Consider the following 21186-nt stretch of genomic DNA (forward strand, 5'->3'; position numbering starts at 1 on the left):
GGAGAGGCTCACGGGTTCAACGGTACGGAGGCGAGCCGGTGCGCCGCCCGGGCGCTGCTGGTGACCCCGGAGAGGAAGCCCCGGGCGCGCGGCGAGGCGTGCCCGGTCAGCCAGGCCGGGTCGATGTCCAGGACGGCGATCCGCACCCCGGTCCCGGCCAGCACCAGGGGCAGGGTGTGCACCACGGTGGAGGGGAAGCTGAGCAGGGTGCGGCCGGTCGGGCCGCGCCGTGCCGTCAGCTCCAGGGGCAGGTCGGGGCGGACCACCTCCAGGCCGGTGCCGTCGGTGAGGTGGCGCAGCTTGGCGGCGCTCTCCCGGCGGTGCGCGAAGTAGCGGGTGACACCGTGGGCGCGGACCAGGGCGTGCACGGCCTCGCGGTAGTGGGCCTCGTCGACGACGCCGGTCTCCACCAGCGAGGTCCCGACCAGGTCCGCCCCGCCGGTCAGGCGCGGCGGGCCGAAGCGGGCCCGGGTCCAGGCCAGCGTGTTGCGGGTGAGGGTGAGCCCCTCGGGCGCCGCGTCCACCGGCATCGCCGAGAACACCTCGATCCGCGGGTGCCCCGCGCCGGGGGTGAGGCGGCGCCGGGCGGCGGCGGAGACCGGGGCGAGCAGCAGTTCGCGCGGGCCCCGGCGACCGCCGCTCCGGTGCCAGCGGACCAGGCGCTCGCCCCGGGCCAGCTGGGCGAGGAACTCCACGGTGGCCGTTCCGTCGTCCACCACGACCAGGTCGCGGGCGCGGCTGAGGGCGAGCAGCAGCTGAACGTAGCGGGAGAACGGGTCGCCGATGACGATCCGGTCCGCCGCCCGCAGCCGGGGCGCGAGGCCCCGGACGGTGGCCAGCGGTGCGGCGGCCCCTCCCCTGGCCTCCTCCCAGCGGACCTCGACGCCCTCGCCCCGGGCCAGCTCGGCCATGCGGCGGAGCTGGCCCCGGGACATCGGGTCGAGAGGGGAGAGGACGACCAGGGTGAGGCGGCCCGTGGGCCGGCCCGGGGCGTGGGCCCACTCCAGCACGTTGAGGAGCTGGACGGGGCTCTCCACGAAGGCCAGCGTCTCGCCCTCGCCCCGGGCCCGCCGGGCGGGCCCGCCGCACGCGGGTCCCGGCGCGGGCTGCCCGGGGCGGGCGTCAGACGGCGGCGGGCTCACGGCCGGCCTCGGCCTGGGCCTCGGCGACGAGGCCGGGGACGCGGCGGAGCTTCTTCATCGGGCCGAGCTCCGACTCGTAGACCTGCTTGACGCCGTCGCCGAGGGACTCCTCGATGGTGCGGATGTCGCGGACCAGGCGGGCCAGGCCCTGGGGCTCGACGGAGGCGGCCTGGTCGGAGCCCCACATGGCGCGGTCGAGGGTGATGTGGCGTTCGACGAAGGCGGCGCCGAGGGCGACGGCGGCCAGGGTGGTCTGCAGGCCCGTCTCGTGGCCGGAGTAGCCGATCGGGACGTTGGGGTACTCGGCCTGGAGGGTGTGGATGACCCGGAGGTTCAGCTCCTCGGCCCTGGCCGGGTAGGTGGAGGTGGCGTGGCAGAGCAGGATGTTGTCGCTGCCGAGGACCTCGACCGCGTGCCGGATCTGGCGCGGGGTGGACATGCCGGTGGAGAGGACGACCGTACGGCCGGTGGCGCGCAGGGCGCGCAGCAGTTCGTCGTCGGTGAGCGAGGCGGAGGCCACCTTGTGGGCGGGCACGTCGAACTTCTCCAGGAAGGCGACGGCCTCGGTGTCCCACGGGGAGGCGAACCAGTCGATGCCGCGCTTCGCGCAGTACGCGTCGATGGCGCGGTACTCCTCCTCGCCGAACTCCACGCGGTGGCGGTAGTCGATGTACGTCATCCGGCCCCAGGGGGTGTCGCGCTCGATGTCCCACTGGTCGCGCGGGGTGCAGATCTCCGGGGTGCGCTTCTGGAACTTCACCGCGTCGCAGCCGGCGTCGGCGGCGGCGTCGATGAGGGCGAGGGCGTTCTCGAGGTCGCCGTTGTGGTTGATGCCGATCTCGCCGGTGACGTAGACGGGTCGGCCGGGGCCGGCGGTGCGCCTGCCGAGGGTGCGCAGGCGGGGGTCGGTGCTCTGGGTGCTCATCGGTGGTTCCTCACGTGATGGGTTCGGTCGTACGGGGTGGTGGTCGGGGTGTGAGCCGGGTCAGGGCCGGGCCTCGGCGGTGCCGGGGGCCGTCGGGCGGGGGCTGTCGAGGTCGGGGCCGAGCAGCCAGGAGGCGATCTCCCGGACGGCGCCCCGGCCGCCGGGGGCGGTGGTGACCGCGCGGGCGGCGCGGCGGACCGGTTCGTGGGCTCCGGCGACGGCGACGGGCCAGCCGGCCAGGGCGAAGCAGGGCAGGTCGTTGGCGTCGTTGCCGGCGTAGAGGACGCGGGCGGGGTCGACGCCCTGCTCGTCGCACCACTGCTTGAGCGCCTCGTCCTTGCGGTCGACGCCGTGCAGGACGGGGATGCGCAGCTTGCGGGCGCGGGCGGTGACCACCGGGTTCTGCTCGGTCGAGAGGATGAGCAGCGGGACTCCGGCGTCGCGCAGGGCGGCGATGCCGAGCCCGTCGCCGCGGTGGACGCTGACGCGTTCGCGGCCCTCGGCGTCGATCTGCACGGTGTCGTCGGTCTGGGTGCCGTCGAAGTCGAGGACGACCGCGTCGACGTCGCCCGGGCCGGGGCGGCGACCGCCCACGGGGGTCTCGCCGTCGAGGAGCGGCGCCAGCGCGCGGGCCCGGGCCAGGTCGTGCGGATCGTCGATCTCCAGGACGCGGGCGGGGTCGGTGCGGACCAGCGCGGTGCGGCCGAAGAAGCGGTGGCGTACGGCGCGCAGGCCCTCGCCGCGCATCGCGTAGGCGGCGCCGGTCTCCAGCAGGTCCTCGGGCCGGTCCTGGCGCCGGGGACGGTGGGCGGCGTCGTGGTTGACGCCGTGGCCGCTGCTCGGGGTGGGGCCGGCGGCCACCTCCCGCCAGAGGAAGCCGTGGAAGGGCGCGGCGGTGACGGCGGTGTCGGCGCCCTCCAGCACCGCCGAGGCGACGCCGTCGACGTCCTCGGCGGTGAGGAAGGGGCTGGTGCACTGCACGAGGAGGACCACGTCGGCGAGGCGGCCGTGGCGCGCCTCGTCGGTGTCCAGCGCGTGCAGCACCGCGGTCTCGCTGGTGGCGGTGGAGCCGGAGAGCGCCGCGGGCCGCTCCACGGTGGCGGCGCCGGCGGCGCGGGCTGCCTCGGCGATGGCCGGGTCGTCGGTGGAGACCAGCACCTCGCTGACGAGGCGGGCTTCGCGGCAGGCGCGCACGGCTCGGGCGACCAGCGGCACACCGCCGACCTCGGCGAGGTTCTTGCCGGGCACGCCCTCGGAGCCGCCTCGGGCGGGGATGACGGCGAGGACGCGGGGTACGGGGTCGCGCATGGCGCCTCCTTGGGGAGTCGGGGCGTACGGGTCGGGACCGCCGGTGCCGGTCACAGCCGGCCCAGGCGGCGGACGAGGGGGGCGACGTGCTGCACGCCGTGCCGGTAGGCGGCGCGGGCGGCGCCGCGTACGGCGCCGTCGACGGCGGTACGGGCCTTGCCCCGCAGCCCCTCGGCGGGGGCGGGGCCGAGGGCGCCGGGCAGCGGGGTGCCGTCGGGCGCGAGGTGGTGGCGGGCGAGCAGCCCGGGCAGGTAGCCGGGGGCGGTGCGGGGTGTGTAGTACGGAGCGATCGGCGGCAGTCCCTTCGCCCCGGCCCGCTCCAGCAGGGCGGCGGTGCGGGCGCGGGCGGTGTCGAAGGCGCTCGCGTGGGCGGTGCCGGGGGCGACGCCGTTGCGGTCCTGCCAGGTGGGGTCGGCGGCGGGGGTGTGGCCTTCGTCGAGCCGGTCGAAGGAGGTGAGGCAGCCGGAGCCGATGAAGTGGTGGTTGCCGAGTGCCTCGCGTACGCCGAGGTCGGTGAGGACGGCGGTGGGGATCGACCGGTGCAGGGACTCCAGGGCGGCCGTGGAGCTGACGGTGACCAGCAGGTCGGTCCGGTCCAGGACCTCGCCCATGTTGCCGTGGACGAGGCGGAGGTTCTCCGGCAGCGGTTCCCGGTCGCGGGCGAGCCGCTGGTAGGGCAGCTCCTCCAGGTGCGTGGTGTGCTCGCCGGGCCGGGAGCGCAGTTTGAGCAGCACCTCGCGCTCGGGGTGGGCGCGGGCGTGGCCGATGAGCCGGTCCAGCAGGTGGGCCCGGTCGGCGCGGCCGGCGGGCACGGAGGGCTGGGCGGCGAAGACCACCGTGTACGGGCGTTCGGCCGGGTCGGCCGGGCGGTGCGGGGCGCCGCCGAGAAAGGGCAGCGCGGCCTCGGTGACGGAGCGGGCGTCGGCGCCGACGCCCTCGTAGACGGCGCGGAACCGTTCCGCGTCGACGGCCGAGTTGGCGAGGACCAGGTCGGCTCCGTGGCGCAGCAGCAGGCCGTCGGCGAGCTTCTCGTAGACGACGCCGACGTAGCCGGTGACGACGACCGGGCGCACTCCGTGGTCCTGGCCGAGGCGGGCGAGGCCGTGCAGGGCGGCCTGGACGGCGCCGCCGACCAGGGCGAGGACGACCAGGTCGTAGGGGGCGTCGTCGTGGCGGCGCCGCAGTTCGGCGAGGAAGCCCGCGAGGGAGACCTCGGCGAGGGCGTCGGGGCGCAGGCCGACCTCGGCGAGCTGCCGCTCGGTGGGCGTGGCCCGGCCGCGCAGCAGGTAGCCGTCGGTGGCGGTGCCCTCGGGGGCGAGCCGTCCGGCGGTGAGGGCACCCCATTTCCAGCGGGTGTCGGAATCCGCGAGAACGGCGGTGCGCGGGGTTCGGTGATTGCTTGCTGGCACGTCGCCGACGTTAGGAAGGGCCGACGCCAAAGGGCCCAACAAAATGGCAACGAGGGGTTAACAGCGCGCCTACGAAAGGAATTGCCAGGCGCGGGCTCGCATTCCGGGAGGGGGCGGGGAAGACGTCCGCACGGAGTTCATCCGGTGTACGCGAGAACTTCGCGGAGCGGGCCCGGGGCACCCTTAACGTCGCTCACGTGGTCAAGCTCTCCGTCATCGTGCCGTTCTACAACGTGCGGCGATTCGCGCCCGACACTCTGCGCAGCCTGAAGGCGAACGCGCGGGACGATGTCGAATTCCTCCTGGTCGACGACTGTTCGTCGGACGGCACCCGGGACCTGCTGGAACGGGCCGTGGAGGAGGTGCCCGGCGCCGTGCTGCTCGCCCACGGGGTCAACGGCGGCCTCGCGACGGCCCGCAACACCGGTCTGGACGCGGCCCGCGGCACCTACCTGACGTTCCTGGACGGCGACGACTGGTACGCCCCGGGCCACTGCGCCCGGCTCCTGGACGCCGCCCAGAGGCTGGGGACGGACTTCGTCCGGGTCGACCACGTCCAGGTGACGGGCAGGGCCCGCCAGATCCACCGGCTGCCGCACGGGCGCCGGGACGTGCCGCTGCGCCCCCTCGACGCGATCCTCCCCGCCGACCGCTCCACCTCGGTCGACTACCCGTACGCCTGGGCGGGGATCTACCACCGGCGGCTGCTCGACTCCGGGGTCCTGCGTTTTTCCGACGGGCTGCGGACCGCCGAGGACCGCCCGTGGATCTGGCGGCTGCACCGGGAGGCGGAATCCTTCGCCGTGACCGGCCTTTACGGTGTCTTCTACCGGCGCGGTGTCGCTTCCTCCCTCACCCAGATCGGCGATATCCGGCAACTCGATTTCCTGCGCGCTTTCGACCAGGTGGTCGAGGAGACGGCCGCGCACGAACGGGCGGCGGAACTCCTCCCGAAAGCTCTTCGCACCTATTGCGCCGTGATGGCGCACCATCTCGAATCCATCGAAAGGTTCGAACCCGCCGTGGCCCGGACTCTGCGCGCCGAGAGCGCCGCCGCCCTGCGCCGGCTCCCCCAGGACCTCCTGCGCTCCACCCTGTCCGCCCTCGGCCCGGACCGCGCCGCCCGGCTCCGCCGTGTCCGGCGCGGCCAGGCCCTGCGTCCGGCCACCCCGGTGGCCACCGGCCCCGCCACCCGCGCGCCCGAGGAGGCGGCCCGATGAGCCCCACCGCGCACCCCGGCGTACGCCCGGGCTCCACCCAGCTCTTCCTCGCCGCCACCCAGTACGCGGCGGCGACCGTGGTGGCCGCGCTCCGCGCCGGGACGTTCGGGCCGCGCGCCGAGCACCGGCGCGTCCTGGTCGTCAGCGACACCTCGGCCGTGCCCGAGGTGGGCACGCCGCTCGACGCGATGCCCGGATTCGCGGTGCTCGCCGCCGAGTTCGACGCCGTGCACTCCTGGAACGACTTCGTCCGCCCCTTCCACCCGGCCGGCTGGTCCCCGCGCGAGCAGGACTGCCCGCTGTGGGAGCGCGCGGTCCGCCAGGCGTGGCGGCTCGGCGACGGCCCGCTGGAGGTGGCCTGCGAATCGCTCCAGGCCAACCCCTCCCAGGCGGTGGCCCGGATCTTCTGCGACGCCCCCCTCCACCTCTACGCCGACGGCCTGATGAGCTACGGCCCGACCCGCTCGAAGCTCGACCCGCTGATCGGCACCCGGGTGGCCCGCCTGCTCCACCTCGACCTGGTCCCGGGCCTGCGCCCGCTGCTGCTCCGCGAGTTCGGCGTGGAGCCGGAGGTGGTGCCCACCGAGGAGTTCGTGAAGGTCCTCGGCGAACTGGCCGAGGACCCGGCCGCCGTACGCGCCGCCGAGGCGGCCGGGGAGGCGGGGGGTCCGACCCCCGCGCTCCTGCTCGGCCAGTACCTCTCGGCGATCGAGGTGCTCACCCCCGACGAGGAGGAGCGGCTCCACCTGCGGCTGCTGCGCGGCGCCGCCGCCCTCGGCCACCGGGACATCGTCTTCAAGCCGCACCCCTCCGCGCCCGCCGGGTGGACCCGGGCCCTGCGGGAGGAGGCGGACCGGCTCGGCGTCCGGTTCGGGGTGCTGGACGAGCCGGTCCTCGCCGAGGCCGTCTTCCAGCGGCTGCGCCCGGCGCTGGTCGCCGGCTGCTTCTCCACCGCCCTGCTGACCGCCGCCGTCTGCTACGGCCTGCCCGTCGCCCGCACCGGCACCGACCTCGTCCTGGAACGCCTCACCCCGTACCAGAACAGCAACCGGGTGCCCGTCACCCTGGCCGACGCGCTGCTGCCGGCGCTGGAGGACCCGGCCGCCGTCGCCGCCTGGACTCCGCCGGCGGCGGACGGGACCGGCCTGCCCGAGGAACTGGCCGACCTGGTCGCCACCGTCGGGTTCACGATGCAGCCGGCCCTCAACCCGGGCCTGCGCCCCCTCGCCGAACGCCACCTGGCGCGGCTGCGCCACACCCCGGCCCTCACCCGCTACTTCAGGCGCCGCCGCCTCACCGCGCTGGCGCTGCCCGGCGGCGTCCCCGAGCGGCTGGCCTTCGTACCACGCAACCGGGCCGTACGCGCACTGGCCCGGCGGGCGCGGCGGCTGTCGCCCCGGCTGGCGAAGGCGCTGGGGTGAGGGAGGCCGGTCAGACGCCGCTGAGCGAGGGCTTGACCGCGAACCCGAGGAAGAGGGCTCCGCGACGGAGGGGGAACAGGCACCTCCGGGGCGGGTTCGGGCCAGCCCGCGCGCCGGAGGTTCCACCGGCTCCCGGGGTGGGCATTCAGGGGCCAGGAGCGGGCACGTCCGCGCGCCCAGGCGCCGGCCGCCCCGCTGACCGCCAAGGGGAGGGTGCGGGTCATGCCCACTGGGCACATACGACGAGGGAGACCGGTGGCCGCGGCGGCGCTCGGGGGGCTGGCGCTGCTGGCCGTCGCGGGCTGCCGCATCGACGCGGCGGCCGGACCGGGACTGACGCCGGCGCCGCCACCGGCTCCGGCCACCACCACCGAGGACGCCCGCCCGCCGGCGCCCTCCCCGCCGCCGACGCCGCCCCAGGCGCCCACCACCAGCACGCCGAAGCCACCGCCACCCGCGCCGACCGTGACGAAGCCCGCCGCCCCGGCCGTCCTCATGCGGCCCGGCCAGAGCAGTGAGCAGATCCGCGAACTCCAGGCGCGGCTGGCCTCGCTCGGCCTCTTCGGGCGTTCGCCGACCGGCTTCTACGGCGACGTCACCAGCGAGGCGGTCTCCGCCTTCCAGCGCCGGGGCGCGCTGCCGGTCACCGGCACCACCGACGCCCTCACGTGGGACCGGCTGCGCGCGGGCACCTCCCGCCCCGGCCGGGACGAGCTGTACCCGCCGACGACCCTGCCGCTGGCCAAGCCCGACAAGCGGTGCCTGAGCGGCCGGGTGCTCTGCATCAGCAAGCAGAGCCGTTCGCTGGCGTGGATGGTCGACGGGAAGGTGCGCGCGGCGATGGACGTGCGGTTCGGCTCCGAGTACACCCCCACCCGCGACGGCGCGTTCAAGGTCTACTGGAAGTCCCGCGACCACCACTCGACGCTCTACGACACCCCGATGCCGTACGCCCTCTTCTTCAGCGGCGGCCAGGCGGTCCACTACTCGAAGGACTTCGCCACCCACGGGTACGCGGGTGCCTCGCACGGCTGCGTCAACGTCCGGGACAAGAAGAAGGTCGCCGCCCTCTTCGACCAGGTGCGCGAGGGCGACCGCGTCATCGTCTACTGAGTACCGGCGACCGGGAGGGTGAAGAGGCGCGGGCGGGACCGGGGGAACGTGTCCCGCCCGCGCCGACGGCACCGAGCCCAGGGGTACGGGGGGAACCCCGGCTCGTGCCACGCCGATGACCAGTCGGCTCACTTCCTACTGCGCCGCACGTCCGGGAAGTGTCACACCTGGGTGCCACGGGCCCGGCCCGGCCGTCGCCAGTGGCCGGGAGGCCCCGCCCACCGGGTCGACGTCCCGCGCCCCTGACAAGCCGTCCCGGACGCGCCTCCCGCCGCTCCCCCGTACGTGCAGGGCACGGAAGCCCCCTGCCCCGTACGGCACTTGCCTCGGCCTTCGCACCGGCGCCCGCAGTACTAGGGCACCTGTTCGGCGGGCGGTGCGGGTGACGGCGCCGCCCCGTCGGGCTCGCCGTCCGGGCCGCTCTCGCCCCCGTCCTCCGGCACCGCCCCGTCGTCCGCGTCCCCACCGTCACCGTCACCGGTGTCCGGGGCCGGGTCCGGGGCCGGCTCGAAATCCGGGGTGCCGCCGTTGGTGTCGTCGCCGGGTGCCGGCACCGCCGGGGGTGTCAGCGGGGGTTGCTGGGGCGGCAGGTCGAGGACGCCCCGGCAGAACCGTTCGATCGCGCCGGGGCCGCCCTTGGCCAGGCGCTCCAGGCGGCGCCGGTGGCCGGCGTCCATCGTGCCGTCCTGGTAGGCGCGGCAGGCGATCTCGGTGCGCTCCTCCCAGTCCCAGTCGCCGTCCCGGGACGGCGTCCGCCCGGGGTGGGGCGATCGCGGCGGCGTCGGCGGCCCGGTCCGGGGCGGCTCGCGCTCCTCGTCGCCGGCGGGCTCCCCCGCCGAGGGGCTCGGCGGCGACGGGGAACCCGGCGCGGAGGGAGAGGCGGGTTCGGAGGCGTCCGGCCCGGGCGAGACCAGGACGTCGGGCGAGGCGCTGTCCGCGGAGACGGAGGCGGCCGGGACCGGGGTCTCGGTACCCCGGAACGGCGAGGGCAGCACACCGGCGCCGGCGGCCATCGCCACCCCGCCGATCATGAACCCGCCCAGCGCGACCGCCAGCCCCAACCGCACCGGCCGCCCCCACCGCGAGGGCGCCTGCGCGGGCCGGCCGAGCCGCACCGCGCCGGGCGCGGTCTCCCGGCGGGCGGCGCGGAAGGCGGCGACGGCCTCCTCCTCGCGGGCGGCGGCCTCTTCGGCAGGGCCCGGCACGGTGAGCGCCGCGAACGCGGTCCGCAGGGCGGCGGCCTCCGGCGGGTCGGGGAGTGCGGCGGCGGGGCCGGAGTGCTCGCCGCGCAGCAAACGTTCGGTGGCGCCCTCGGTCGGCCACCCGTGGTGCTCGTCGGCCATCACATTTCTTCCTGCGTCCGCGGAGGTGTTCGCGTCACACTGACGGTTGTCGCCGGGGATCGGTGCGGCGACCTCTGGGGCGGTACGGCGGGGGGGCCGTTCTCGGTCCGGCCGGTGCGGTCGGCGAGGAGTTCGCCGAGCCGCTTCAGGCCCCGGTGGGCGGCGGTGCGTACGGCCCCGGGGCGTTTGCCCAGGGTGTGGGCGGCGCTCTTGGCGTCCAGACCGACGACGACGCGGAGTACGACCGCCTCGGCCTGGTCCTGCGGGAGTTGGGCTATCAGCGCGAGGGTGTCCCCCGTCGACAGGGCCTCCATGGCCTCACCGGCGGTGTCCGTCTCGGCGGCCCGGCCGGTCAGTTCGCTCTCGTCGCCGCCTATCGCGGGGCGGCGGCCCCGCATGCGTATGTGGTCGAGGGCGCGGTTGCGGGCGATCCGCGCGGCCCAGCCCCGGAACCGGTCGGCGTCTCCGCCGAACCGGTCGAGGTCGCGCGCGATCTGCAACCACGCCTCCGACGCCACGTCCTCGGCATCCGTCTCCCCGACGAGTGTCCGTACGTATCCCAGCAGCCGCGGCTGTACGGCGCGGTACACAGTCCGGAAGGCGCTCTCGTCCCCGTCCTGCGCCGCGTGAACCGCGGCGGTCAGCTCCGCGTCGTCCCCCAGCACTCCCTCATCCTGCCCCAGTAGTCGGCCACGCCGTCGCTCCGGCCGGCCGGGCCCTCGGGGATGGTCTGCACCCCTGCCGCCGAAGCGCCCGCGCGGACCAGCACGCTACGACCTGCACGCCCCCGCCGTCCACGCCCCGCACACCCCGCTGTCGGGGCGTCACACAGCGGGGTGTGACAGAAAACGCACCGGCGGCGCAGAGCAGTAAGACGGGTCGCCCGCGACTCGCGTCGACGACGGCCGGGGCCACTCCTGTGGGGGGTGGCGGCCCCGGCCGTCGTTCTGCTCCGGGACCCGCCGCGCCCTCGCCGGACCTAGATCCGCGAGTTGCGGAGCGACTGCCACACGGCACCGGCCAGCGCACGCGCCGACCGGGGGACCGAGAGGCCCTCGTGCTCGCGGTACAGCTGCCAGTTGTACTGGACGAGGGAGAGTTTGTTGGAGGAGAGCGATCCCGCCTGGTGGGCCCGGTACACGGCGAGCGGTTCGGCCAGGCCCCGGGCGTCGGCGCCGTCGCGCATGATCGACAGCCACAGGGCGTAGTCCTGGCGCTTGCGCATCTCCGGCATGAGCCTCGTGCCCAGGACGGTGCGGTCGTACATGGCGGTCAGGGCACCGATGTGGTCCCGGACCAGCATCGCCCGGTAGTCGACGTGCTCCCGGGCGTGGATCACCCGCCCGTTCGGGGTGAAGTCGGTGCTCTCGCCGGCGTGGTCGGCGTCCATCTTGAAGTAGGAGGTGAACGTCAGCGGCGCGGCGCCCTCCCGGGCGAAGGCGAGCTGCCGCTCGGTCTTCTCCGGCAGCCACATGTCGTCGCTGTCGAGAAAGGCCACGTAGTCCCCCCGGGCCCGCTCCATGGCGAGGTTGCGGGCACGGCCCGCACCACCCCGTTCAGGCGCCGGCGCCGGCAGCACGCGCTCGTCCTGGCGGGCGAACTCCCTCAACAGCTCCATGGAGCCGTCCGACGACTGGTCGTCGGTGATCAGCAGTTCCAGGTCGGTGTGGGTCTGCGTGAGCACCGACCGGACCGCCGCGCCGAGCGTTGCCGCCGAGTTGTACACGGGCATGACGACAGACACCAGGGGCACGCGCTTCTCCTTGCTCAGCCGGAACGACGCTCCATTCAAACATCGCGGTCGAACAGCCACCGACACGCAGGCCGCCGTCACTCCCGCCGTACGGGTCCCCGCCGGCCGTGCGCGCCCCGGCGACCCGCCTCAGATCGGCAGCACCCCCACCCGGTCCAGGAACCGGAAGAACAGCGGCTCGGCGAACGGGTCCGCCGAGGTCGTGAAGGTGTCCAGGAGCGGCCGGTACACCGCCTCGTGCCCGGCCTCGGCGGCCCAGGCGACGGCGCGGTCGGCGGCGTCGGGCGGTTCCAGGAAGTAGTCCTCGACGGCGAGGCCGTCGGCGGCCAGCCGCTCGGCCATCGCGTCCCGGGCGAGGCAGGCCGTCCACCCGCCGCTCTCGGGCCCGGCCGCCTCGATGACGACGCAGGCGCTGTCCATGACGTAGCCGAAGAGAGCGGGGTGGCCGGTCTCCTCGGCGAGGGTGTTCATGCTGCCGATGTCGGTGGGGCCGCCCTGGGTGGGGCACTCCCAGATCTGCCAGTCGTCGGGCCGGTGCTCCAGCAGGGTCAGCGCCGGGCCGACCGGCCGCAGGGCCGCCAGTGTGTCGAGCGGTGCGGCGCTCCTGGCCACGACGTAATAGCCCCAGTACCCCATAACCGTGCTCCCCCGCGCTCGTGTGCGTGACTCCACCGGCAGGGACGCCGCTCGGTGCCCGAACGTTCCCGGCCCGGGGCCTGCGGCGACTTCAGCACATCCGGGGCGGCGAGCGCCACCCGGAGCCCGCATCCCGTCGGGCGGGGGGATGCGGGCCGCGCGGCGTGCGCCGGGGCCGGACCCGTCCGGGCGCCGGAGCGCCCGGGGGCGGCCACGGGTGGTGGACGCGGGCGTCCCGGCGGGAGCGCGCGGAAGCCTCCTCTCCGGTACGCGCCTACGCCGCGCGTCACTCCTCGGCGGTCGCCTTCCGGGCGAGCTGGCGGAACTCGGTCCAGCTCAGTCCCGGCTTCCCGCTGTGCCAGACCTTCTCGGCGAGGGCGGCGAGCGGCATCCGGATGCCCTCGGCGATCTGGTCGGTGGTCTGGGCGCCGGAGATGTCGCCCCAGACGGCGAAGCGGGCGCCGAGGATGTCGGCGTTCCAGCGTTCGGCGACCGGTTCGGAGCCGCGCAGCACGAGCGGGGTCCACTCGCGGTAGATGCGCTCACCGGTGGGATAGGTGAAGGTCTGGGGCTCGCCGAGCACGTAGTAGAGGTACTCGTCGTTCATGTTGATCAGCTTGTACCCCTCCTCCAGGTACTGCGTGGGCGGGCGCGCGCCGATCTCCTTGCCGGTCCAGTACTCGACCTCCAGTCCCTTGGGCGGCTCGGCCCGGGTGTCGGCGAAGAGGCCGTCGTTCCACACCTTGAGGGTGCGGTCGTGGCGGCGCATCGTGGCGGCCCGGTCGGCGACCCAACCGGTGGCCAGGTCCTCGACACCGGCGTTCTGCCCGTGCCGCTCGCGGGCGGCGCGGGCCAGCTGCGGGTAGGACTGCTCGGGGTTCTGCGCCATCAGGGCCGGGTACTCGTCGGCGCCGAGGTGCCAGTAGCCGCCCTTGAAGAGCCCGGCGTACTCCTTCAGCAGGTCGTCGACGATGCGGGCGGCGTCCGGGTTCGCGATGTCGATGGCGCCGCGCGGGGTGTCGCCGTTGGCGGCGCGCAGCTGGAGGTCGGGGTGGGCCTTGATGACGGCGCCGAGGTGGCCCGGGGAGTCGATCTCCGGGATGACGGTGATGTGCCGTTCGGCGGCGGCCTTGAGCAGGCGGCGGACCTGGTCCTTGGTGAGGTGGTCCTCGGAGACGATCTCGGGGTGGCTCTCGGACTCGACGCGGAACGCCTGGTCGTCGGAGAAGTGCAGCGAGAGCTGGTTGTACTTGAGGTCGCCCAGCTCGCGTATCCGGTCCTCGATCCACTCGACGGGGTAGGGCTTGCGGGCGATGTCCAGCATGAAGCCGCGCTGCGGTTTGGCGGGCGCGTCCTTGACGACGCCCTCGGGCGCGCTGCCCCCGGTGCGCAGCGCCTGCTTGAGGGTTCGGGTGCCGTAGAAGACGCCGGCCTGGTCGGGCGCGGTGATCCGGACCTGCTCGTCGGCGACCCGCAGTTCGTACGACTGGGGGCCGCCGGGGGTGTCGCCCTCCACGTCGAGGCGGACGTCACCGCGCTTCGCCTCGGCCTCGCCGCCGTAGTCGACGCCCAGCTCGCGGGCGAGCAGCCGCCCCTCGTCGGCCAGCGCCCCGTCGGCGACGACGACCCGGCTGCCCTCGCCGGGCTTCCAGCCGGGCCCGCGCGCGGCCTCGTGCTCGCGCACCGAGGGGACGGTGGCGGGCGCCTTCGACACCGGGTACGTGGAGGGGTCGCGGGCCGGCGCCTCGGTGGAGCCGGCGTCCGGGGTGGAGCCGTCGGGGGCCCGGTCCTCGTACGGCCAGAACGCGACGGTCAGGGCGGCGGCGCCCGCGACGACGACCACGGCGATGCCCAGCAGGTGGCGGCTCCGCCCGCCGGACGGTTTGCGGTGGCTGCGCGGCCGGGCCGGGCTCGACCCGCCGCCGGGCGCGTGGGGGCCGTCGGGGTCCTGCGGTTCGCGCGGGCCGTCGGGGTCCTGCGGTTCGCGCGGGCGGTCGGGGTCCATGGGGGCTCCGTACGTCGTGGGGTGGGGCGGCGGCTGGGCCGTCCGGGTGAACGGCGTGGTGGCGGCCGGGATCGCCCGTTCGGTGGGGCGGCCGGGAGCGCGGGAAGCGTGGGAGACACGCCCGGGCGCCCTCGGGGGCGGGAAATCGCTCGGTCGGGGGAGTCAGTGCAGCGTAAGGGCGTCCACGAAACGTCTCGAAACTCTCCCGTTCGGATGAAATTCGCGCATGCGTCGGACTCTTTCCGTCGTCCCTCGCTAGCGTGGCGGCGCTGTCCCCGCCCCTGCACGAGGAGCGCACGCTGCCCGCAGAACCGGGCCGGAGCACGCACGCCCCGGCCGTACCCGGCTACCCCACGGTGCCGCCCGGACTCGCCCGGCTCAACTCGGACCCGGCCGACCGGGCCGTCGTCGCGCTCCTGACCTGCTGCGCGAGCCCCGCCTGGGCCGAGCGGCTGGCGGCCCACCGCCCGTACCCGGACGCGTCCGCCCTGCTCGCCGCGAGCGACGAGGCGCTCTACGATCTGCCGCCCGGCGCCCGGCGCGAGGCGCTGACCGGCGAGGCCGGCCGCAGCGCCGCCCCACCGAGCGGCTACTCGGCGGCGGACACCGCACTGGCCCACGCCCAGACGGCGTACGCGGCGAAGTTCCGCTTCCCCTTCGTCGTCTGCCTGGACGGGGCGAGCCCCGCGCACGCCCTGAACCAGCGGCTGACCTCGATCCACGCCCGGCTCGACCACGACGAGGAACGCGAGCTGGCGCTGGCCACCGAGGAGCTGCGGCGGCTGGTCCGGGGGCGGCTGGCCCGCCTGGCGACCGGCGCGATGCGCCCGTCCGGGGCGCTCCCCGCTCCCGGCAGGCCCGGCCCACAGGGCCCGTACGGGTCCCCAGAAGACGCCGTATGCCCGGAATCACGGGATTCGGGGCGTCCTGATAGTCCGTACGTGCCAGTTTGATCACACCGTGGGCCCCGGCGTGAGGGAACCGACAACACGTCGCTACGATGTCCAGGGCCGGTGGACCGTACCCGGCCGGGCCAAGACCGACCTAGGAAGCCGGCAGGCCCCAAATCCTTTCCCCGGAGGGTTCTTCCGTGCCGGCTGGAACGCTGTACCGCGGCCGGGAAGGAATGTGGTCCTGGGTGGCTCACCGAGTCACCGGCGTCCTCATTTTCTTCTTCCTGTTCGTACACGTGCTGGACACCGCCCTCGTCCGCGTCTCTCCTGAGGCGTACGACGAGGTCGTTGCCACCTACAAGACGCCCATCGTCGCCCTGCTGGAGTACGGCCTCGTCGCCGCCGTGCTCTTCCACGCGCTCAACGGCCTGCGGGTGATCGCCGTCGACTTCTGGTCGAAGGGCGCCCGCTACCAGAAGCAGATGCTGTGGTCCGTGGTGGGAGTGTGGCTCGTTCTGATGGTCGGGGCCCTGTACCCCGTCCTCGGCCACGCCGTACGCGAAGTGTTCGGGAGCTGACGCTGATGTCCACTGAGACCAACGCCGCCGTCGGCCCCGTCGAGGGTGCGTCCCTCTACGACGCCGACAATCCCGCGCCCGTCATCGAGCCGCCCCGTCAGCGCACCCGCAGGACGCCCAAGTCGACCCGCGGCAACTTCGAGCTGGCCGCGTGGCTCTTCATGCGCCTGTCCGGCGTCGTCCTCGTCGTCCTGGTCATCGGCCACCTGCTGATCCAGCTCGTGCTGGACGGCGGCGTCTCCAAGATCGGCTTCGCCTTCGTGGCCGGCCGCTGGGCGTCCCCGTGGTGGCAGCTCTGGGACCTGGCGATGCTCTGGCTGGCGATGCTGCACGGCTCCAACGGCCTGCGCACCGTCATCAACGACTACGCCGAGCGCGCCAACACCCGACTGTGGCTGAAGGGCCTGCTCTACACGGCCACGGTGTTCACCATCCTGCTGGGCACGCTGGTGATCTTCACCTTCGACCCGAACATCCGCTAGGCACGGGGCTGAGGCAACCGACATGAAGATCCACAAGTACGACACCGTCATCGTCGGCGCCGGCGGCGCCGGCATGCGCGCCGCCATCGAGGCGACGAAGCGCAGCCGCACCGCCGTGCTGACCAAGCTGTACCCGACCCGTTCCCACACCGGCGCGGCCCAGGGCGGCATGGCCGCCGCCCTCGCCAACGTCGAGGACGACAACTGGGAGTGGCACACCTTCGACACGGTCAAGGGCGGTGACTACCTGGTCGACCAGGACGCCGCCGAGATCCTGGCGAAGGAGGCCATCGACGCGGTCCTGGACCTCGAGAAGATGGGCCTGCCGTTCAACCGGACGCCCGAGGGCCGCATCGACCAGCGCCGCTTCGGCGGTCACACCCGCAGCCACGGCGAGGCCCCGGTCCGCCGCGCGTGCTACGCGGCCGACCGCACCGGCCACATGATCCTCCAGACGCTGTACCAGAACTGCGTCAAGGAGGGCGTGGAGTTCTTCAACGAGTTCTACGTCCTGGACCAGCTCATCACCGAGGTCGACGGGGTCAAGAAGTCCGCCGGCGTCGTCGCCTACGAGCTGGCCACCGGTGAGATCCACGTCTTCCAGGCCAAGTCGGTCGTCTACGCCTCCGGCGGCACCGGCAAGTTCTTCAAGGTGACGTCGAACGCGCACACCCTGACCGGTGACGGCCAGGCCGCCTGCTTCCGCCGGGGCCTGCCGCTGGAGGACATGGAGTTCTTCCAGTTCCACCCGACCGGCATCTGGCGCATGGGCATCCTCCTGACCGAGGGCGCCCGCGGTGAGGGCGGCATCCTCCGCAACAAGGACGGCGAGCGCTTCATGGAGAAGTACGCGCCCGTCATGAAGGACCTCGCCTCGCGCGACGTCGTCTCCCGCTCCATCTACACGGAGATCCGCGAGGGCCGCGGCTGCGGTCCCGAGGGCGACCACGTCTTCCTGGACCTCACCCACCTGCCGCCGGAGCAGCTGGACGCGAAGCTCCCGGACATCACCGAGTTCGCGCGCACGTACCTCGGCATCGAGCCCTACACGGACCCGATCCCGATCCAGCCGACCGCGCACTACGCCATGGGCGGCATCCCCACCAACGTCCAGGGTGAGGTCCTCGCGGACAACACCACGGTCGTCCCGGGCCTGTACGCCGCCGGTGAGGTCGCCTGCGTCTCGGTGCACGGCGCCAACCGCCTCGGCACCAACTCGCTGCTCGACATCAACGTCTTCGGCCGCCGGGCCGGCATCGCCGCCGCCGAGTACTCCCACGGCAACGACTTCGTGGAGCTGCCGGAGGACCCGGCCGCCCAGGTGATCGAGCAGGTGGAGGCGCTGCGCGACTCCAAGGGCACGGAGCGCGTCACCGACCTGCGCACCGAGCTGCAGGAGACGATGGACGCCAACGTCATGGTCTTCCGCACCGAGCAGACCATCAAGACGGCCGTCGACAAGATCGCCGAGCTGCGCGCCCGGTACAAGAACGTCTCCGTCCAGGACAAGGGCCGCCGCTTCAACACGGACCTGCTGGAGGCCATCGAGCTGGGCAACCTGCTCGACCTGGCCGAGGTCATGGCGCAGTCGGCGCTCGCCCGCAAGGAGTCGCGCGGCGGTCACTACCGCGAGGACTTCCCCAACCGCGACGACGTCAACTTCATGCGCCACACCATGGCGTACCGCGAGGTCGGCGACGACGGCCAGGAGTCGATCCGCCTCGACTACAAGCCGGTCGTCCAGACCCGCTACCAGCCGATGGAGCGTAAGTACTGATGGCTACCCCCGTACTCGACAAGCCGGTCCAGGACGCCACCGCGTCCCACCTGATCACCATCACGCTGCGTGTGCGCCGGTTCAACCCGGAGGTCTCCGACGAGGTCACCTGGGAGGACTTCGCGCTGGAGATCGACCCCAAGGAGCGGGTCCTCGACGCGCTCCACAAGGTCAAGTGGGAGATGGACGGGACCCTGACGTTCCGCCGCTCCTGCGCCCACGGCATCTGCGGCTCCGACGCCATGCGCATCAACGGCCGCAACCGCCTCGCGTGCAAGACGCTGATCAAGGACATCAACCCGGAGAAGCCCATCACGGTCGAGCCCATCAAGGGTCTCGCGGTCCTCAAGGACCTCGTGGTGGACATGGAGCCGTTCTTCCAGGCGTACCGGGACGTCATGCCGTTCCTGGTCACCAAGGGGAACGAGCCGACCCGGGAGCGGCTGCAATCCGCCGAGGACCGCGAGCGGTTCGACGACACCACCAAGTGCATCCTGTGCGCCGCGTGCACCTCGTCGTGCCCGGTCTTCTGGAACGACGGCCAGTACTTCGGTCCGGCCGCCATCGTCAACGCCCACCGCTTCATCTTCGACTCGCGTGACGAGGCCGGGGAGCAGCGGCTGGAGATCCTCAACGACAAGGACGGCGTGTGGCGCTGCCGCACCACGTTCAACTGCACGGACGCCTGCCCGCGCGGTATCGAGGTCACCAAGGCGATCGCCGAGGTCAAGAAGGCGCTCATCACGCGCCGCTACTGAGTCCCCCTCAGGGCCCACGCAGACCTGAAGGCCCCGTTCCCGGTACATCCGGGGGCGGGGCCTTCGGCATGCCCGGGACAGCTTTCTTGAACATGTTCAAAAAGAGGTCTACTGTCGCGCGTGACAGCTTTTTGAACACGTTCAAGAAGGGTGGGGACATGGACCTCACAGTGGTCTCGTACGCCGTCTACCTGGTCGTCAGCATCGCCCTGACGAGCTGGGTGGCCCGGACGCTGAGCCGTAACGGCCGCCTCTTCATCGCCGACGTCCTGCACGGCGACGAGCGGCTGGCCGACGCCGTCAACCACCTCCTGGTCGTCGGCTTCTACCTCGTCAACCTCGGCTTCGTCGCCCTCTACCTGCGCGGCGGCGACGACATCGCCTCCACCGCCGCCCTCTTCGAGGAACTCTCCGCCAAGCTCGGCGTGGTCCTCCTGGTCCTCGGCGTCCTCCACCTCGGCAACGTCTGGGTCCTCTCCAAGATCCGCCGCCGCGGCATCCGCGACCAGGAGACCCACCCCCCGGTCACCCCCGACGCCCACCTCACCGCCGGCCCGTTCGCCGCCCCGGCGAAGGGCTGACCCCGGTGCCCGCCACCCACCGGCCCGTACGGCGGCTGACCGTGCTGTACGACGCCGGGTGCCCGCTCTGCACGCAGCTGCGCGGCTGGCTGGAACGCCGCCGCCAGCTCGTCCCGCTCGACCTGGTCCCGGCCGGGTCCGAGCGGGCCAGGGAACTGCTGCCGGGCCTGGACCACGCGGCCACCCTGGACGAGATCACCGTGGTGGGCGACGGCGGCCAGGTCTTCCGGGGGACGGCGGCCTGGATCACCGTCCTGTGGGCCCTGGACGGCTACCGCTCCCTCGCCCACCGCCTCGCCACCACCACCTCCGGCGCCGCCCTGGCCCGGGGCGCGGCCCTGGCCGCCGCCCGCCTGCGGGAGACCACCCGGCAGTGGGGCGGGGCCAGTTACCCGGCCACGGACGGCTGGCGGTACGACCCCCGTACGGGCTGGGTCTTCGAGCCCCCGGGGTGTGACACGACCTGCCCGGCGGACGGCTAGGCTCGGCCGCGTGGCAGCACGGAAGAAGACCAGCGAGGACCACGACGGGGCGAGCGCGCGGGGGGCGGCCGCCCCGTCGGCACGGGCGGGTACGGCGGCCCCGGCGGCCCCGGCGGCCAGGGAGCCGGACGGCCGGACCGCCAAGAGCGAGCAGACCCGCACCCTGATCCTGGAGACGGCCCTGCGCCTCTTCCAGGAGCGCGGCTTCGACAAGACCACGATGCGCGCCATCGCCCGCGAGGCCGGCGTCTCCACCGGCAACACGTACTACTACTTCGCCTCCAAGGAACACCTGGTCCAGGGCTTCTACGACCGCATCGCCGAGGAACACCGGGCGGCCGTGGCCCCCGTCCTGGCGAGCGAGACGGGCCTGGAGGAGCGCTTCGCCGGGGTCCTCACCGCCTGGCTCGACATCGCGGCCCCGTACCACGAGTTCGCCGCCCAGTTCTTCAAGAACGCCGCCGACCCCGCCAGCCCCCTCAGCCCGTTCTCCACCGACTCCTCCCCCGCCCGCGACGCCGCCATCGCCATCCAACGCGAGGTCCTCACCGGCTCCCGCGCCAAACCCCCCGCCGAACTGGCCACCCTCCTCCCCGAACTAATGTGGCTGGCCCAGATGGGCCTCGTCCTCTACTGGGTCTTCGACTCCTCCCCGGACACGGAACGCACCCGCAGGCTGGCGGTGCGGGGGGCACGGCTGACGGCCCGGGGGGTGAGCTTGTCGCGGTTCCGGGTACTGAGGCCGCTGGTGCGGGAGGTGCATGAGCTGCTGATGGACTTCCTGCCGGGGGCGAGCGAGACGATCAGCGCGAAGGGACGGCGTAAGGGGGGCGGGGAGACAAGGGCCACGGCTCCCGAGGAGCCGGCCGCACGCGAACGACCTGCCGCCGACTGAACGCCTCCAGCGCGGCCGGCACTTCACGTCACGTCACTACGTCGACTGCCACCTCTCGACGAAGGCCGCCCCGCTCCACCGGCCCCCTTACCGGACAAACGCGCGCTTCAGCACTCCACATCCCCCTCCTCCTCATCTCGCTGCCGCCTCGCCCTCACCACATTCCCCCAGAGCATCCCCGCGCCCAGGACGATCACCGTCGGGCCGATGCCGGCCACCCACCCCCCGATCGCCTTGGCCACCAGGGCCGTGACCACCGTGAGCGCCACCAACGGCACGGCACTCCTGGCCACTTCCTGCCGAATACCTGCCACCGTCCACCCCCACCAGACCGTTGGCCGCACACCTGCGCGCCCAGGAAGAAACCCCACCACGGGCTAGAGCCAACGCCAGACGGCGCCGCCTGTCCACTCGCCATCACAAGAAGAGAGAGGCAACGCATATTGTTCCGAAACGGTTTGGGTT

General features: G+C 73.7%; 21 protein-coding genes. 11 read left to right on the top strand and 10 right to left on the bottom strand.

Annotated elements, in window-relative coordinates; translation table 11 throughout:
* Positions 1 to 8 precede the first annotated feature (8 nt).
* The 4 genes from ACSLIC_RS08675 to ACSLIC_RS08690 are packed head-to-tail and all read right to left on the bottom strand — an operon-like array spanning position 9 to position 4784.
* Positions 9 to 1142, bottom strand: a complete 1134-nt coding sequence (locus ACSLIC_RS08675; protein ID WP_436737112.1) for a hypothetical protein — start codon at positions 1140 to 1142, stop codon at positions 9 to 11.
* On the bottom strand, positions 1123 to 2067 hold the full coding sequence (locus ACSLIC_RS08680) for an N-acetylneuraminate synthase family protein (protein ID WP_436737113.1): 945 nt from the start codon (positions 2065 to 2067) through the stop codon (positions 1123 to 1125). The genes ACSLIC_RS08675 and ACSLIC_RS08680 overlap by 20 nt, the downstream gene beginning before the upstream one ends.
* A gap of 60 nt (positions 2068 to 2127) precedes the next feature.
* Positions 2128 to 3375: a cytidylyltransferase domain-containing protein gene (locus ACSLIC_RS08685; RefSeq protein WP_436737114.1), complete on the bottom strand. Its 1248-nt coding sequence runs from the start codon at positions 3373 to 3375 to the stop codon at positions 2128 to 2130.
* 50 nt (positions 3376 to 3425) lie between these two features.
* On the bottom strand, positions 3426 to 4784 hold the full coding sequence (locus tag ACSLIC_RS08690; protein ID WP_436737115.1) for a DUF6716 putative glycosyltransferase: 1359 nt from the start codon (positions 4782 to 4784) through the stop codon (positions 3426 to 3428).
* A gap of 197 nt (positions 4785 to 4981) precedes the next feature.
* On the opposite strand from ACSLIC_RS08690, the gene ACSLIC_RS08695 reads away from it, so the two are divergent.
* From ACSLIC_RS08695 to ACSLIC_RS08705, 3 genes are all read left to right on the top strand, one after another.
* On the top strand, positions 4982 to 6004 hold the full coding sequence (locus ACSLIC_RS08695) for a glycosyltransferase family 2 protein (RefSeq protein WP_436737116.1): 1023 nt from the start codon (positions 4982 to 4984) through the stop codon (positions 6002 to 6004).
* Positions 6001 to 7425, top strand: coding sequence for a polysialyltransferase family glycosyltransferase (locus ACSLIC_RS08700; RefSeq protein WP_436737117.1), 1425 nt, complete (start codon positions 6001 to 6003; stop codon positions 7423 to 7425). Before ACSLIC_RS08695 ends, ACSLIC_RS08700 begins: the two co-directional genes overlap by 4 nt.
* 255 nt (positions 7426 to 7680) lie before the next feature.
* A complete protein-coding gene (locus ACSLIC_RS08705; RefSeq protein WP_436737118.1) occupies positions 7681 to 8538 on the top strand; it encodes a L,D-transpeptidase family protein in 858 nt (285 codons plus the stop codon).
* A gap of 353 nt (positions 8539 to 8891) precedes the next feature.
* Here the strand turns inward: ACSLIC_RS08705 and ACSLIC_RS08710 are convergent, their stop codons facing one another.
* From ACSLIC_RS08710 to ACSLIC_RS08730, 5 genes are all read right to left on the bottom strand, one after another.
* A complete protein-coding gene (locus ACSLIC_RS08710) occupies positions 8892 to 9881 on the bottom strand; it encodes a hypothetical protein (RefSeq protein WP_436737119.1) in 990 nt (329 codons plus the stop codon).
* Positions 9881 to 10546 carry an RNA polymerase sigma factor gene (locus ACSLIC_RS08715; protein ID WP_436737120.1) on the bottom strand — a complete coding sequence of 222 codons (666 nt, stop codon included), beginning with the start codon at positions 10544 to 10546 and terminating at the stop codon, positions 9881 to 9883. The genes ACSLIC_RS08710 and ACSLIC_RS08715 overlap by 1 nt, the downstream gene beginning before the upstream one ends.
* Positions 10547 to 10860: 314 nt before the next feature.
* Positions 10861 to 11634 (bottom strand): glycosyltransferase family 2 protein, encoded by a 774-nt coding sequence (locus ACSLIC_RS08720; protein WP_436737121.1) that lies wholly within the window; start codon positions 11632 to 11634, stop codon positions 10861 to 10863.
* 129 nt (positions 11635 to 11763) lie between these two features.
* Entirely contained in the window at positions 11764 to 12270 is a 507-nt protein-coding gene (locus tag ACSLIC_RS08725) for a hypothetical protein (RefSeq protein WP_436737122.1), read from the bottom strand.
* Between the two features lie 286 nt (positions 12271 to 12556).
* Positions 12557 to 14275, bottom strand: coding sequence for a family 20 glycosylhydrolase (locus ACSLIC_RS08730; protein WP_436737123.1), 1719 nt, complete (start codon positions 14273 to 14275; stop codon positions 12557 to 12559).
* A 260-nt stretch (positions 14276 to 14535) separates the two neighbouring features.
* Between ACSLIC_RS08730 and ACSLIC_RS08735 the strand changes: the two genes are divergently transcribed.
* The 8 genes from ACSLIC_RS08735 (at position 14536) to ACSLIC_RS08770 (ending at position 20721) form a co-directional block, all read left to right on the top strand.
* Positions 14536 to 15228, top strand: a complete 693-nt coding sequence (locus ACSLIC_RS08735) for a 2-oxo-4-hydroxy-4-carboxy-5-ureidoimidazoline decarboxylase (RefSeq protein WP_436737124.1) — start codon at positions 14536 to 14538, stop codon at positions 15226 to 15228.
* Between the two features lie 137 nt (positions 15229 to 15365).
* Complete coding sequence (sdhC, locus tag ACSLIC_RS08740) at positions 15366 to 15746, top strand: succinate dehydrogenase, cytochrome b556 subunit (RefSeq protein ID WP_003948436.1); 381 nt, start codon at positions 15366 to 15368, stop codon at positions 15744 to 15746.
* A gap of 5 nt (positions 15747 to 15751) precedes the next feature.
* Positions 15752 to 16228 (top strand): succinate dehydrogenase hydrophobic membrane anchor subunit, encoded by a 477-nt coding sequence (locus ACSLIC_RS08745; RefSeq protein WP_436737125.1) that lies wholly within the window; start codon positions 15752 to 15754, stop codon positions 16226 to 16228.
* Positions 16229 to 16250: 22 nt separating this feature from the next.
* Positions 16251 to 18005, top strand: a complete 1755-nt coding sequence (gene sdhA / locus ACSLIC_RS08750) for a succinate dehydrogenase flavoprotein subunit (protein WP_436737126.1) — start codon at positions 16251 to 16253, stop codon at positions 18003 to 18005.
* Positions 18005 to 18763: a succinate dehydrogenase iron-sulfur subunit gene (locus tag ACSLIC_RS08755; protein ID WP_436737127.1), complete on the top strand. Its 759-nt coding sequence runs from the start codon at positions 18005 to 18007 to the stop codon at positions 18761 to 18763. Before sdhA ends, ACSLIC_RS08755 begins: the two co-directional genes overlap by 1 nt.
* A gap of 158 nt (positions 18764 to 18921) precedes the next feature.
* Positions 18922 to 19344, top strand: coding sequence for a hypothetical protein (locus ACSLIC_RS08760; protein ID WP_436737128.1), 423 nt, complete (start codon positions 18922 to 18924; stop codon positions 19342 to 19344).
* 5 nt (positions 19345 to 19349) lie between these two features.
* Complete coding sequence (locus ACSLIC_RS08765) at positions 19350 to 19826, top strand: thiol-disulfide oxidoreductase DCC family protein (RefSeq protein ID WP_436737129.1); 477 nt, start codon at positions 19350 to 19352, stop codon at positions 19824 to 19826.
* A 10-nt stretch (positions 19827 to 19836) separates the two neighbouring features.
* Entirely contained in the window at positions 19837 to 20721 is an 885-nt protein-coding gene (locus ACSLIC_RS08770; RefSeq protein ID WP_436737130.1) for a TetR family transcriptional regulator, read from the top strand.
* Between the two features lie 107 nt (positions 20722 to 20828).
* Here the strand turns inward: ACSLIC_RS08770 and ACSLIC_RS08775 are convergent, their stop codons facing one another.
* Complete coding sequence (locus ACSLIC_RS08775) at positions 20829 to 21014, bottom strand: hypothetical protein (RefSeq protein ID WP_436737131.1); 186 nt, start codon at positions 21012 to 21014, stop codon at positions 20829 to 20831.
* Positions 21015 to 21186: the final 172 nt, after the last annotated feature.

The organism is Streptomyces sp. BBFR102, from assembly GCF_051397025.1.
GTDB lineage: Bacteria > Actinomycetota > Actinomycetes > Streptomycetales > Streptomycetaceae > Streptomyces.

What these genes read in the sequence shown, in the direction of transcription:
- ACSLIC_RS08710 (WP_436737119.1), bottom strand. Translation starts at nt 9,881, where the DNA reads ATGGCCGACGAGCACCACGGGTGGCCGACCGAGGGCGCCACCGAACGT.
- ACSLIC_RS08700 (WP_436737117.1), top strand. Translation starts at nt 6,001, where the DNA reads ATGAGCCCCACCGCGCACCCCGGCGTACGCCCGGGCTCCACCCAGCTC.
- ACSLIC_RS08755 (WP_436737127.1), top strand. Translation starts at nt 18,005, where the DNA reads ATGGCTACCCCCGTACTCGACAAGCCGGTCCAGGACGCCACCGCGTCC.
- ACSLIC_RS08730 (WP_436737123.1), bottom strand. Translation starts at nt 14,275, where the DNA reads ATGGACCCCGACCGCCCGCGCGAACCGCAGGACCCCGACGGCCCGCGC.
- sdhA (WP_436737126.1), top strand. Translation starts at nt 16,251, where the DNA reads ATGAAGATCCACAAGTACGACACCGTCATCGTCGGCGCCGGCGGCGCC.
- ACSLIC_RS08685 (WP_436737114.1), bottom strand. Translation starts at nt 3,375, where the DNA reads ATGCGCGACCCCGTACCCCGCGTCCTCGCCGTCATCCCCGCCCGAGGC.
- ACSLIC_RS08725 (WP_436737122.1), bottom strand. Translation starts at nt 12,270, where the DNA reads ATGGGGTACTGGGGCTATTACGTCGTGGCCAGGAGCGCCGCACCGCTC.
- ACSLIC_RS08760 (WP_436737128.1), top strand. Translation starts at nt 18,922, where the DNA reads ATGGACCTCACAGTGGTCTCGTACGCCGTCTACCTGGTCGTCAGCATC.
- ACSLIC_RS08680 (WP_436737113.1), bottom strand. Translation starts at nt 2,067, where the DNA reads ATGAGCACCCAGAGCACCGACCCCCGCCTGCGCACCCTCGGCAGGCGC.
- ACSLIC_RS08745 (WP_436737125.1), top strand. Translation starts at nt 15,752, where the DNA reads ATGTCCACTGAGACCAACGCCGCCGTCGGCCCCGTCGAGGGTGCGTCC.